Genomic DNA, 12,820 nt, shown 5'->3' on the forward strand with positions numbered 1-12,820 from the left:
GCTAATTCCCTAACCTTAAAGTAATAACGTAAGAAGAACTAACATGAGATTGTCCGACAAAGACATAGAAACATCGCTTGAAAGAGGTGAAATTATTATTACCCCTGCACCCGATAGCAGTATGATTTCAGGGGTAAGTGTTGATATTCGTTTAGGTAACGAATTTCGCGTTTTTCAAGATCATACCGCACCTTATATCGACTTAAGTGGCCCCAAAGCTGAAATGCAAAAAGCGATGGACTCAGTGATGAGTGATGAAATTGTTATCGCTGATGGTGAGGCTTTCTTTTTACATCCAGGTGAATTAGCGCTAGCGGTTACCTATGAGTCGGTCACTCTACCTGATAATATCGTTGGTTGGTTGGATGGTCGTTCATCATTAGCGCGCTTGGGCTTAATGGTCCATGTTACCGCACATCGCATCGATCCTGGTTGGTCTGGGCAGATTGTTTTAGAGTTTTATAATAGTGGTAAGCTTCCCTTGGCACTTCGCCCTAAAATGAAGATAGCGGCACTAAACTTTGAAACTATGTCTTCAAGCGCTGCACGTCCTTATAATAAACGTGAAGATGCAAAATATAAAAATCAAACAGGTGCTGTTGCTAGCCGTATTAGTCAAGACGAAGCTTCTAAAAACTAAAAACTAAAAACTAAAAACTAAAAAGCCGTAAAATGAATGATCATTTTACGGCTTTTTATCAGCAGTCTAGAAACTAGGCAGAAATACTATTTTGTTTATCAATACCACTTATGCAAAGTTTTAATGCCTGTAACAGTTTCTCTTTATCATGGTTATGACTGTCTGAACCATTAGAAAGGTCGCAATGAATAACGGGCAAAATGGTAGATGTAACCGTTTCATTTTGACAAATAACACTATCAATAGGTAAGCAGCCAATATTTTCTTTGATCCAATTAAGTTTCTCATCTAATGATAATGCTGCGGCAGGACTGTCTTCTGGAGCTAAGTTCTCAATAAACACACAATGAGCTGAGCTTGCCTGAATCGCTTTAGTAATATCTCGCACTAACAAGGGTGGAATAACGCTGGTAAGAAAGCTCCCAGGGCCTAAAATAATCAAATCAGCAGACCTTATTGACTCAATACACAAAGGCAAGGTTTTAACCAACGGGGCCAATAATAATTTTTCTGGCATTATCGGCATTTTATCAACCGAGAGTTCACCTATTTTACAACGTCCCTTAGGGTAGAAGGCCATTAGATCGGTTGGTGTCTCTGACATCGGATATAAAGGCGTTCTAACCCCTAATAAACGTCTGACAAGTTTTATCGAATCAAGTGGCCGAGATTGCAATTTCCCCAAGGCATATAAAATAAGATTACCTAGATTGTGACCACCGAGTTCATCTTGCCCATCAAATCTAAAGTCAAATAACTGGCTGCCAACAGAGTCCTCATCAACAAGCAATGTTAAGCAATTACGTAAATCACCCCAAGCAATAGAACTACTGCGCCTGCGTAAACGGCCAGTAGAGCCTCCATTATCGGTTGTGGTTACTATACCCGTTAACTGCTTTTTTAAAAAAGAGAGAGTAGATAACACACGACCTAAACCGTGTCCGCCACCAATAGCGACAACATTTAGCTTTTCTAGCTGCATGAAAAATTCTTATTATTATATCTTAGTACAACTTTAACCCCAATTTTGTCATAAAGAAACTATAAACCCTTATTTCATTGAGCTTGCCTAGATGTATTTTTTGAAATTGGGAAAAAATAGCACCTTGTAGATAAATAATCGTTTAACATTAGTGACATCGCTTAATTGCAGATAAATAAAAGCGCTTTCGAAAAGTTGATATTGATAAATCACTGATTAAACAAAAAATAGTCAAGTTGATGTTTAAGTAAACACTTAACTAAAAACTTTGCAAAAAACACCTTTTTATCTAAAATAATAGTTGACAGTTTTAGGACGGGTGCTTAGAATGCGCCTCGCTTTCAACGAGTGATTAATCATTTGTTAGGCAATGAATTTATAGCATATTAGGCCATGTTATTAATTTGTAGCGGGGCTATAGCTCAGCTGGGAGAGCGCTTCGCTGGCAGCGAAGAGGTCTGCGGTTCGATCCCGCATAGCTCCACCAAGTTTTAAGTTATTTAATTAAGTTAATCTTTATTTAAATAATATTGGTTTTAAGTGTTTTTTATCACTTAAAATAGAAAAGTTTACTTTTCACGATAGTATTTGTGTCCCTATCGTCTAGAGGCCTAGGACACCGCCCTTTCACGGCGGTAACAGGGGTTCGAATCCCCTTAGGGATGCCACTTATTTTTTTATCGCCATATTGGCCGTAATTAAATAAGTAAACAGGGTATAACAAACTAGGTCTTGTTATCTCCTTTGATTGAAGAATGTTTTCAATGATAAAAACAAGATGTAAATCTTGTCCGATGCTTTTCTAAGTAATTGAAAATTGTTTATTCAATATTCAGTTACTCAATAGTTTTAGTGTCCCTATCGTCTAGAGGCCTAGGACACCGCCCTTTCACGGCGGTAACAGGGGTTCGAATCCCCTTAGGGATGCCACTTATTTTTTATTTCCTTTATTGGAAGTTAATGAATAGGTAAAAAGGGTATAACAAACTAGGTCTTGTTGTTTCCTTTGATTGAAGAATGTTTCAATCATAAAAGCGAGATGAAAATCTTGTTTGATGCTTTTCTAAGTAGCTAAACCTTGTTTATTCAATGTTTACTTACTCAATAGTTTTAGTGTCCCTATCGTCTAGAGGCCTAGGACACCGCCCTTTCACGGCGGTAACAGGGGTTCGAATCCCCTTAGGGATGCCACTTATTTTTTATGTAACCAGTTACTAAAGAGTCAGTGCTATAAGTGATATAAAAAAACCGACTTATTGTCGGTTTTTTTATGCCTGAAATTTGATGTTTCAATAAGAATATTACCTTAAGTCTATTTTAAGCATTTAAGCAATCCTGTGTTACATTGCTAAGCTTGTAACATACAAAGTGACGTAGGATCACCTTTTTCGAGTTTGTCTGCTAAGATGCTTTAGCTTTTACGTCGTGGTACCACTATTTTATCGAACATCGTCGATCAAACCCAGTGATCTTTAGTCGCTGGGTTCACCATCTGACAGTCTTATGAGTTTACTGAGCAGCCTAAAGGCGATAGTAAAAGCAAAGTAACAGGATGATCTGTTACTTATTAGCAATCAATCTTTAGTGGCCAGAGTACTGGTTGAAGTCATTATATTACTGCTTATTCGGTTTGATCATCGCTAAGCTTTCCTCAGCAAAACCAACGCCAGCCTCAGTATAGAAGTTAAACACTTTATCTACGCCAAAGGTTTCAATTTCTTGGCGCTCATCATCAAACCGAGCAATAGCCGCTATTTGACCTTGATAATTTGCATGTCTTAATTGTAAGGTTATATTTTTAATATCTTGAATTTTTGGCAGGGCGAGCAAGATTAACTCTAGTTTCTCTATTTCTATATTTTCCCAAAAATCAATATTTTCCGCGTCACCACAAAATGCTTGCACGTCATTATCATTCAACCAAGCGATCTTACCTTGGTCGGCATCTAATCCCCATACTTGACCCGTAGCCTGGCTGTCTAAAGCTTTATAAGCGCCCATACCAACGCGACCCATACCAATTACAACAATCGGTGCATCACAAGGTTGTATAAAGTTATCTTCACTGAGTTTACTTTTTCTTTCGTATTTACAAATAAACAATTTATGTCGGGTGAAAATCCGATGAGCAAAGTTATAAGTGATATTAGTAATAATAAACGATAAGGAAACAGCCAAGGACAAAATGACCAACCAATCATTTGTTAACCAGCCATTTTTTGTTGATAGCGAAGCGATGATCAAACCAAACTCACTAAAATTGCTTAATGCTAGTGCTGTTAAATAAGAGGTTCTGCCACGTAATTTAAATTGTGTGAATAAGAAAAAGAATAAGAAAAATTTTACAGGGATAAGTAAAGTTAGTAGACCTGCCATCGCAAGCATTTCTACTGTGGGTAATGCGGTAAAACCAATAGATAAGAAAAAACCAATTAAAAAGAGATCTTTAAAGCCCATCAATGATTTATTAATTTCACTGGCTTTACTGTGCGAAGCCAAATACATCCCGACGAGCAGGGCGCCTAAATCACCTTTAATGCTCACTAACTCGAAAAGTTCATAGGCACCAAAGGCTAAGAAAAATCCGGTTAGCGGAATAAGTTCACCGTGACCTACTTGGTCAATAAGTTTATTGATTAACGGCTTTATAAAAAAGGCACTCAACAACAGTAAAGCCCATAATGTTGGAGACTTACCGGTCGCCACCACTAAAAATATTACCGCGACAATATCTTGTATCACTAAAATTCCCACGGCTAATTTACCGTGGCGCGTGCGCATTTCGCCGTGATCTTCCATCAGCTTAACGACACAAACCGTACTACTAAAGCTCAAGGCAAAAATAATTAACCCTAAGGTGTAAAAAGACAAGTCAGCAAAGTAACTAATAGCAGCAAGGGCAAGTAATTTTAGCAGCAAAGCACCTATTAACACCCAAGTGACACTATGAGACAAACTACCTAACCAAACTTCTTTTTTTAATAAGTCTTTAACATTGAGTTTTAAACCAATAGTAAATAACATTAAGGTGATGCCTAGGTTTGCTAATGTATTGATACTGTCGTCGGCTTGAAAACCGAGAAAATTTAGTAAAAACCCTGCAAAGAGATAACCAATTGATGGTGGTAATGAAAATGACTTTGCTGCCATCCCACAACCAAAGGCAAATAGAATCCAAATAAAATCCATATTATTCTTCCATGATTTCTGTAAACTGACTAGCAACAAATTCAGCAATAATTGGCTGAGCTTTAACATTTGGGTGAATGCCATCTTTTTGCATTAAACTGGCGTCGGTGACTAATGGCTCAACAAAAAAAGGTAACAAGTTAATGTTAGTTTCAGCGGCAACATCAATAAATACTTGTTCGAACATTTTATTATAACGAGGCCCATAATTTGGGGTGATTTTGATTTGATAGAGTGACACTGGAATGTTTTTATCTTGAGCGAGCTTTATCATTTGTAACAAATTATTTTTAATTTTCTTTGGTGAGTAGCCTCTAAGACCATCATTGCCACCAAGTTCTATCACTAAATGGTCAACTTTTTCTTTGGCTAATATCCCAGGTAACCTTGATAAACCGCCTGTTGTAGTCTCACCACTAATGCTAGCATTAGTGATCTTATAAGGACTTTTTTGCGTAGTTAATTGTGTATTTAGCAGGTGAACCCAGCCTTGGTTTTCTTTCATTCCATAGCTTGCACTAACACTATCACCTAGTAGTAAAATAGAATGCTTGGCTGAAGGGTTAGCCAATGTCGAAAAAGATATAGAAATTAAAGCTATTAAGCTTAAAAACAAAATATAAATGGGATGTTTATTCATGAAGTCAAATTCCGAAGCCATATTAAAAGTAAGTGCGTTAACTAAGTCTGTGCAGTTAGAAGAGAAAACTCTTGATCTACTTCAACCTGTTGACCTAACGGTCAATACAGGTGAAACATTAGCAATAGTAGGTTCATCAGGCTCAGGAAAAACAACCTTGTTAGCTATTTTAGCGGGCTTAGATTTACCTACGTCAGGTGAAGTTTATCTTAAAAACCACCCATTGCACCAGTTTAATGAAGAGCAACGTAGTCAAGTACGAGCAGATCACGTTGGATTTATCTTCCAGCAATTTTTATTAATTAGCAGTTTAACTGCACTTGAAAATGTTATGTTGCCGGCTGAATTAGCAAATTTACCTGATGCAAAACAACAAGGACTGGCGTTACTTGATGCTGTAGGCCTTGGTGAACGTGCTGAACACTATCCGTCACAATTATCGGGTGGTGAACAACAACGGGTCGCTATTGCTCGCGCTTTTATTACCAAGCCCGACGTATTATTCGCCGATGAACCTACCGGCAATTTAGATACCAAAACAGGCGTTCATATCGCCGATTTACTTTTTCAATTAAATGAAAAACATGGCACCACCTTAATATTGGTCACTCACGATCCAAAATTAGCCCAGCGCTGTCAACGTCAAGTTGAAATGGACAGCGGCGTTTTACAAGAGGTTAATCTCAACAACGCCAATCAAGATGAACTTCCTGCTCATATGAAAGTAGGTTAACGATGACTGAATTAAGGGTAAAACCATCAAAGACTTGGGTTAAACAATCATTACGACTGTTACATCATGAGTTTCGCCGCGGTGACTTAACCATTATATTTTTAGCGATTGTTCTCGCAGTCGGCACAGTATTTTCATTAACGGGTTTTTCAGAGCAAATTAAGCAAGCTATCATCACCAACAGCGCTAACACCATAGCAGCCGATCGGGTGCTGGGCTCTAACCGAGTAATACCGACCGAATACCTTGATAAAAGTGATAGTTTATCGCTCAATGTCGCCTCGAAAATATTACTCGATTCTATGGTTTTTTCAGGTGATAACATGCTGTTATCTGAACTTGATGTTGTTTCAGAAAAATATCCTTTGCGCGGCGAGCTTCTTGTTAAAACGTCGCTAGATCAAGAAATACCCAGCTCGGTTGGCGCGCCACAACAAGGAACGGCTTATGTAGAAGAAAGTATTCTTAGCCGTCTTGATGTTAAAATCGGTGGCACAATAGAAGTCGGTGTTCTCCCGCTGACTGTTGCCGGTGTTATTGTAGAAATTCCTGACCGTTCATACCGTATGTTTGTTGCCGGACCCACTATATTTCTTAATATTAAAGATATTGAGAAAACCCAGTTGATAAAGCCCGGCAGTCGCGTTTATTATCAATATATGTTTGCGGGGGAGCGTGACGATATTGAAACATTTGAAACCTGGATAAAGCCACAACTCAATGAAACTCAAAATTGGTACGATGCTAAATCAGCAAAAAACCGTCTATCAAAGGTCTTAGACAGCTCAGAGAAGTTTTTATCGTTAGCCAGTATGTTAGGTATTGTGCTTGCTGCTGTTGCTGTTGCGGTTGCCAGTCGACGGTATGGGCAACGTCATCAACCTATGGTTGCAGTATTTAAAGCGTTAGGCGCTTCAACGTCTCATGTAAAAAAATTGTATATGCTGCACTGGGGCTTACTTAGCTTAATAAGTATCATAGTAGGGCTTGTTGTTGGTTATATGCTGATGCTCGCCGGTGTGAGTGCTATAGAAAGCTACTTGTCATTAGATGAAAGCCAACTAACGTTTAAACCATTTATCACTGCTGTAATAACGGGAGTGCTTTGTGCGGTTGCCTTTGCCATTCATCCTATTACTGAATTAATTTCAACGAAACCACTCGATGTTATTCGCGGTTTTAGTAAAAATGAATTACCAAGGTTTGGTTGGCATCAAGTGATCCCACTACTGGCACTCTTTGCGCTACTGATGTTATTTAGTCGCGATCTCGTTATGAGTTTGTCATTGTTGTTAGGTGGTATATTAGTTTCTGGTGTTTTATTGCTTTTAGGGCGATTAATCATGGGGGCAGGGCGAAGTGCTGGTGCTAAAGCCGGTAAAGCTTGGCATCTGGCTTTAGCAAACTTAAAGCGCCGCGCCAATGAAAATAGTGTGCAATTAGTCAGTTTTACTATCGCTATTCAGTTATTACTACTAATAACGGTAATGAAAAGTTCAATTATTGATGAGTGGCAAGCACAGTTCCCGGAAAACACGCCTAATCATTATTTACTTAATATTGCCAATGAAGAAGTTGCACCACTGCAAGCTTTTACCGAGCAGCTCAATCTCGATAATCAGGGGTTTTATCCTATTTTTCGAGGACGTTTATCAGCGATTAATGGTGAAAAAACAGTCAAAATTGACGAGGATGAGAATAAAGATTCAGCAACGACCGACACAGACAAACCCAAGGTAGAGGATAAAGAAAAGCCAAAAGAGCGAAAAGGTGCTGGCCGTGAATTAAGCTTAACATGGCAAGAGCAATTACCTTTGACCAATGAAGTTATCGAAGGGCAATGGTGGCAAATAGAGGATACTTTACCACAAGTCTCTATGGAAAAAGGTATGGCTGAACGTTTAGATGTTAAACTTGGCGATGAGCTCACTTTTACTATTGGTACTGACGAATTCACTGTGCCGGTTACTAGTATTCGCGACGTTAACTGGAAGAGTCGACAGTTAAATTTTATTATGATTTTCAATGAAGCTGCCGTTATCGATATAGAGTCCACTTCTATTTCGGCGTGGATGATATCAGATCAACAAAAAAATGAAGTTTATCGCTTTTTAAGCCAATATCCTACCATCTCAATTATGGATTTTGGTGCAATTATGAAACAACTGACCAGCATGATAGAGCAAGTTTCAATCGCGATTGAACTTATTTTAGTGTTAGTTATTTTAGCGGGTAGTTTAGTGTTGGTTGCACAAGTGCAAGCAAGTATGGAAGAGCGTGAGCGAGAGTTAGCGATATTGCGTACCTTAGGCGCGAAAGGTTCACTACTGCGAAATAGCGTATTGTTTGAGTTTGTTGCACTTGGCGCTGTTGCGGGGTTAATGGCGAGTATTGCGATGGAAATAGCGGTGTTTTTCTTGCAAACGCAAGTCTTTGAAATGTCGGCGAGCTTTCATTTCAATTACTGGTTAGTGGGTATCGCTGCTGGCGCTGGATTTGTTGGTATCATGGGCATGCTAAGTTGTTGGCGATTATTGAATATGTCAAGTTTGACCTTGATCCGTCGAACAATGTAAACCGCGCTTGCTTGTTAACAATCGAAATTTAAGTTTATTAACACTAGATTTAAGTTTCGGGTATAGTAAGGTTTTTTAAATGATAAAGTTAACACTATGGGATTAATGGAAAAATCAGGCGGTGCAGTAAAAATGCTAGTAGTAACCGCAGCACTGTTTATTGTTTTTGCAGGGATAAAAACGGCTGCTAATATTTTAGTACCTTTTTTACTTTCTGTTTTCATCGCTATTATTTGTAACCCGCTTATTGCCCGCGCTAGCCGTTATAAAATACCAAAAGTAATAGCGGTACTTTTAGTCATAGCCTTGTTCGTTATTGTTGCTTTATCTCTTGCGGGGTTAGTTGGAAAATCACTCACCGAACTATCCCTTAAATTACCTGAATATCGCGAGCAATTAAGAGTACAGTTTATTTGGATAACTGAGCAGTTAGCCGATAAAAATATTATTATATCGTCAGCGTTATTAATGGAATATTTTGACCCCGCTGCAGCCATGGGCTTAGCAGCCGATATGCTTAGCGGATTAGGCAGTGTGATGGCCAATTTATTTCTTATTATCATCACGGTTATATTTATGCTTTTTGAAGCCTCGTCTTTACCTAAAAAGTTACATTTTGCTTTAGCGGATCCCGAAATGCGCTTAAAGCAAATAGACCGTTTTCTTACCTCGGTAAATAACTATTTAGCGATTAAAACCTTAGTGAGTATTGCTACCGGTATTATAGTGTCAATAATGCTCTGGGCGTTTGGTTTAGACTTTTACTTGCTTTGGGGTGTGCTTGCTTTTCTGCTTAATTATATTCCTAATATTGGCTCTATTATCGCAGCGGTTCCGGCGATGTCACTGGCCGTATTACAATTGAGTTTGCCTGAGGCCGGTCTTATCGGTTTAGGCTATATCACTATTAATATGGTGATGGGAAATATTGTTGAACCTCGTTATTTAGGAAAAGGCTTAGGGTTGTCAACCTTAGTGATTTTTCTGTCATTAATCTTTTGGGGATGGTTACTCGGCTCAGTAGGGATGTTACTTTCGGTGCCATTAACCATGATCATTAAAATAGGCTTAGAGAACGCAGAAGAAGGTCGTTGGTTTGCTGTGCTATTGTCAGGTGAAGACGATATTAACGAACTTGAACATGTTAAGCGCTAAGCCTAAATTTAATTGGCTGTATCTGTCTTTACTTTTTTAAACCAAGCTTACATTGACCATTAGATAAAAATTGCACCGCTTCTTTACGCTTTTTGCCGATAAGAAGTGGTCCATCATCCATAAAAAGAAAGTTCTTCCAACAACGCTGGAAAACAGCCCAAGTTGTTTCAATAACATTGTTTTTTGCACTACAAAAATAAACCACGGTATTATTGTCCCACGCTAAATGAGCAACAACTTCTGCAGGCAATTCTGCTTGTTCACTATCCCAAATACTTTCCCATGCCAATGTTTTCTGCCAAGTTGTTTCTTCAAATGGCCAATCACCCTTTTTGAAAAAATCAGGATGGTCGACTTGTCGACTAATAAAGGTATCCCAAACAACTTGTGCTCGTGCTTGAACCATAGGTTTTATTTTTGTTTTATCTTTATCATTGATCGGCAGGCTTTTATGTCTAAAAATCCAAGCATTTTTAAGGTCATCTAAAGGAATATAATTCATGAATTCACTAGTATTGGTTTAATGTTATAAGCAGAAGTAGGCAGATGATACACCATTATGATTGAGTTTTTTATCTTGAACCTGGGTTATTTTTTATATCGCCTGTATAGCCAAGCTAAATAAAACATATTTTTATAAATATTTAACCGCTTAGGTATTATCTAACTAAGCCAATAGCTATTAAATTAACTGACTTAAATACTTATGATATTGATTTGTCAATTTTATTGAACTAAAGTTATGGTATCTTGATTTAAAGCGCGATTTACAGGGATTTCAGAGATTTACAGGGCTAGGTTTTATTTGCGATGGTAGCAATTGAACCCTAATATGTCGAACTTTAACCATAGTGAAATTGATGTTAATTATGTCTGTATAACGGGATAAAAATGAATAAAAATAACACACTATTTACATACCTTTTATGTATTTTATTTGCTGAAAGTTTGCTCTTGGCTTTCATCTATGATTCATACCTATCAGCACTTATTATTGGCCTACCTGCATTACTTGTGCCGATATACTTCTACAAAACAGCCGGAGATGGTGCTATTTCAGGTCATGTTTCAGCGCTCGCAGTCATGATATTTGCAGCCTTGCATATTCATCAAGCACAGGGCTTAATTGAAGTTCATTTCGAAATTTTTATCCTTTTAGCGTTTTTAATTATTTTTCAAGATTGGCGGGTATTCATCACCGCTATTCTTGTTGTTGCCGTACACCATTTTTCTTTTTACTACTTGCAGGTAAATGATACGGGTGTTTATATCTTTGACGAAGATAGATTGCTCTTCTCAACCGTTATAATACATGCTGTTTATGCTATTACTGAGTCTATTATTGCTGGCTACATAGCACATTCCATGAAAGTAGAAAGTGAAGCAGGTAAAGAATTATCGTTAGTGGCGACTTCATTAACGGTTGATGTCAATGCGATTGACTTGAGCATCAAGGCAAGAGCAAATAATAATACAACCTTATTGTCTTTTAATGAATTATTAGACTTATTATCAAAGGTTATTCAAGGGGTAAAAGAGCAAGTTGTCGAATTAAATGCTAACTCACAAAATTTAAATAGAACCAAAGAAGAACTTGAAAGCTCGACAGCACAGCGTCAACAAGAAACTGAAGTGATTGCGACATCGGCAGAAGAAATGGCAGTAACAGTAGCATCTATCGCGCAAGAAACGACTCAGTTAAGTGATCAGATGAAAGAAGCTACTGACTTTACGAAGGCATCCAATGAAGAAATTATTAGCATTAATAATCAAAACAAAAACTTAACATCTGCACTTGAAAAGACCAGCGAACAAGTGAACGATCTCGCTAACTCTACAGAAGCTATTTCGAAGGTATTATCTGAAATAAGTGGTATTGCTGAGCAAACAAATTTATTAGCGTTAAACGCGGCAATAGAAGCAGCAAGAGCAGGAGAGCAAGGTCGAGGGTTTGCTGTTGTTGCCGATGAAGTCCGTGCGTTAGCAACTCGCACTAAAGAAAGTACTGACAAAATAGGTCAAACGCTTTCCTTGTTAAAAAGTTACTCTAAGTTAACAACAGATTCAATGACCCATAGTATTGGGATTGTTCAATCGGTCATTGAAAGTGCTGATAAAGCTCAAAAACAAATAGCTCAAGCGTCAGCACTCGTGGAGCATGCCAGTGCTATATCGATTAATGTCGCCGCAGCGGTTGAGCAACAATCAGTAACCACTGCAGATATAGCAAAAAGTGCCGAAACGTTAAGAGATACAGCTTTAGTCGACAGAGAAAGAGTCCAAGCATTAGCTTCAGAGGCCGATAGTGTTAGTGTTACCTCGAATGCAATGGCACTTAATATTTCTCGTTTTAAATAAACTAATGTCGAAACTTCAGTGGGGAGTACTTACCGTGTGGATAGCTTTTACGCTATCTGCATTTGGTTACCTGATAAAAGATAGGCTTGTCGAGTTTGATGAGAGTAATAAGTTAGCGGGTGTAGGAAATCAGGAGCTATCTGGTTATTTGTTACCTTATGCCAAGCCGGCCAATATGACGGGTCAAAAAACACTACTCCATTTCTCTACACCGAGTTGTAAATGCCAACAGTACAGTGAAAAACATATTAAAGATCTCAATAAACTGGCGGGTGCTAATGATTTTTTAATAAAGAATGTTGTCATTAATGAGCACAATGTTATTCCCTCCACGCCCTCTGTAGCACTAATAGATGAATCAGGAGAGGTTGTCTATTTTGGTCCTTATGGGCAAGGTTTAGCTTGCTCGCAAACGTCAGGCTATGCCCAGACTATGTTAAATAACTACTTAAAAGGTTATGCCGCTAATCTTGTTGTTAAAGAAGCGAAAGGTTGTTATTGCAATGTATAAAACTACTTTATGTTAATCTATCGCTAACCATTTATT

10 protein-coding genes and 4 tRNA genes are annotated in these 12,820 nt (G+C 38.1%); 10 read left to right on the top strand and 4 right to left on the bottom strand.

What is annotated here, in order from left to right; all coding sequences use genetic code 11:
* Positions 1 to 43: 43 nt before the first annotated feature.
* Positions 44 to 640, top strand: coding sequence for a dCTP deaminase (dcd, locus tag H4J70_RS13085; RefSeq protein WP_070376602.1), 597 nt, complete (start codon positions 44 to 46; stop codon positions 638 to 640).
* Positions 641 to 713: 73 nt separating this feature from the next.
* On the opposite strand, the gene yvcK is transcribed toward dcd, so the two are convergent.
* Positions 714 to 1,622, bottom strand: a complete 909-nt coding sequence (gene yvcK, locus H4J70_RS13090; protein ID WP_182214237.1) for a uridine diphosphate-N-acetylglucosamine-binding protein YvcK — start codon at positions 1,620 to 1,622, stop codon at positions 714 to 716.
* Positions 1,623 to 2,033: 411 nt separating this feature from the next.
* Between yvcK and H4J70_RS13095 the strand changes: the two genes are divergently transcribed.
* The 4 genes from H4J70_RS13095 (at position 2,034) to H4J70_RS13110 (ending at position 2,813) form a co-directional block, all read left to right on the top strand.
* Positions 2,034 to 2,109 (top strand) — tRNA-Ala (locus tag H4J70_RS13095).
* Positions 2,110 to 2,214: 105 nt separating this feature from the next.
* Positions 2,215 to 2,290, top strand: a tRNA-Glu gene (locus H4J70_RS13100).
* A gap of 186 nt (positions 2,291 to 2,476) precedes the next feature.
* Positions 2,477 to 2,552 (top strand) — tRNA-Glu (locus tag H4J70_RS13105).
* A gap of 185 nt (positions 2,553 to 2,737) precedes the next feature.
* Positions 2,738 to 2,813: transfer RNA gene (locus H4J70_RS13110), tRNA-Glu, on the top strand.
* A 423-nt stretch (positions 2,814 to 3,236) separates the two neighbouring features.
* Here the strand turns inward: H4J70_RS13110 and H4J70_RS13115 are convergent.
* Complete coding sequence (locus H4J70_RS13115; RefSeq protein ID WP_182214239.1) at positions 3,237 to 4,811, bottom strand: cation:proton antiporter family protein; 1,575 nt, start codon at positions 4,809 to 4,811, stop codon at positions 3,237 to 3,239.
* Position 4,812: 1 nt separating this feature from the next.
* Entirely contained in the window at positions 4,813 to 5,451 is a 639-nt protein-coding gene (locus H4J70_RS13120) for an arylesterase (RefSeq protein ID WP_182214241.1), read from the bottom strand.
* On the opposite strand from H4J70_RS13120, the gene H4J70_RS13125 reads away from it, so the two are divergent.
* From H4J70_RS13125 to H4J70_RS13135, 3 genes are all read left to right on the top strand, one after another.
* Complete coding sequence (locus H4J70_RS13125) at positions 5,450 to 6,184, top strand: ABC transporter ATP-binding protein (protein WP_182230382.1); 735 nt, start codon at positions 5,450 to 5,452, stop codon at positions 6,182 to 6,184. The two genes, H4J70_RS13120 and H4J70_RS13125, sit on opposite strands and share 2 nt — an antisense overlap.
* 2 nt (positions 6,185 to 6,186) lie before the next feature.
* Complete coding sequence (locus H4J70_RS13130; RefSeq protein ID WP_182221723.1) at positions 6,187 to 8,760, top strand: ABC transporter permease; 2,574 nt, start codon at positions 6,187 to 6,189, stop codon at positions 8,758 to 8,760.
* Positions 8,761 to 8,865: 105 nt separating this feature from the next.
* Positions 8,866 to 9,915, top strand: a complete 1,050-nt coding sequence (locus tag H4J70_RS13135; protein ID WP_070377248.1) for an AI-2E family transporter — start codon at positions 8,866 to 8,868, stop codon at positions 9,913 to 9,915.
* Between the two features lie 28 nt (positions 9,916 to 9,943).
* Here the strand turns inward: H4J70_RS13135 and H4J70_RS13140 are convergent, their stop codons facing one another.
* Positions 9,944 to 10,417, bottom strand: a complete 474-nt coding sequence (locus tag H4J70_RS13140; RefSeq protein WP_182214246.1) for a DUF2947 domain-containing protein — start codon at positions 10,415 to 10,417, stop codon at positions 9,944 to 9,946.
* A gap of 389 nt (positions 10,418 to 10,806) precedes the next feature.
* Between H4J70_RS13140 and H4J70_RS13145 the strand changes: the two genes are divergently transcribed.
* Together H4J70_RS13145 and H4J70_RS13150 are read left to right on the top strand one after the other, a co-directional pair.
* Complete coding sequence (locus H4J70_RS13145; RefSeq protein WP_182251253.1) at positions 10,807 to 12,273, top strand: methyl-accepting chemotaxis protein; 1,467 nt, start codon at positions 10,807 to 10,809, stop codon at positions 12,271 to 12,273.
* 4 nt (positions 12,274 to 12,277) lie between these two features.
* Positions 12,278 to 12,784 carry a DUF6436 domain-containing protein gene (locus H4J70_RS13150; RefSeq protein WP_182214249.1) on the top strand — a complete coding sequence of 169 codons (507 nt, stop codon included), beginning with the start codon at positions 12,278 to 12,280 and terminating at the stop codon, positions 12,782 to 12,784.
* Positions 12,785 to 12,820 lie beyond the last annotated feature (36 nt).

Source organism: Colwellia sp. BRX8-9 (assembly GCF_014077245.1).
Classification (GTDB): Bacteria; Pseudomonadota; Gammaproteobacteria; order Enterobacterales; family Alteromonadaceae; genus Colwellia_A.

What these genes read in the sequence shown, in the direction of transcription:
- H4J70_RS13130 (WP_182221723.1), top strand. Translation starts at nt 6,187, where the DNA reads ATGACTGAATTAAGGGTAAAACCATCAAAGACTTGGGTTAAACAATCA.
- H4J70_RS13125 (WP_182230382.1), top strand. Translation starts at nt 5,450, where the DNA reads ATGAAGTCAAATTCCGAAGCCATATTAAAAGTAAGTGCGTTAACTAAG.
- H4J70_RS13140 (WP_182214246.1), bottom strand. Translation starts at nt 10,417, where the DNA reads ATGAATTATATTCCTTTAGATGACCTTAAAAATGCTTGGATTTTTAGA.
- H4J70_RS13145 (WP_182251253.1), top strand. Translation starts at nt 10,807, where the DNA reads ATGAATAAAAATAACACACTATTTACATACCTTTTATGTATTTTATTT.
- H4J70_RS13150 (WP_182214249.1), top strand. Translation starts at nt 12,278, where the DNA reads ATGTCGAAACTTCAGTGGGGAGTACTTACCGTGTGGATAGCTTTTACG.
- H4J70_RS13135 (WP_070377248.1), top strand. Translation starts at nt 8,866, where the DNA reads ATGGAAAAATCAGGCGGTGCAGTAAAAATGCTAGTAGTAACCGCAGCA.
- dcd (WP_070376602.1), top strand. Translation starts at nt 44, where the DNA reads ATGAGATTGTCCGACAAAGACATAGAAACATCGCTTGAAAGAGGTGAA.
- yvcK (WP_182214237.1), bottom strand. Translation starts at nt 1,622, where the DNA reads ATGCAGCTAGAAAAGCTAAATGTTGTCGCTATTGGTGGCGGACACGGT.
- H4J70_RS13120 (WP_182214241.1), bottom strand. Translation starts at nt 5,451, where the DNA reads ATGAATAAACATCCCATTTATATTTTGTTTTTAAGCTTAATAGCTTTA.
- H4J70_RS13115 (WP_182214239.1), bottom strand. Translation starts at nt 4,811, where the DNA reads ATGGATTTTATTTGGATTCTATTTGCCTTTGGTTGTGGGATGGCAGCA.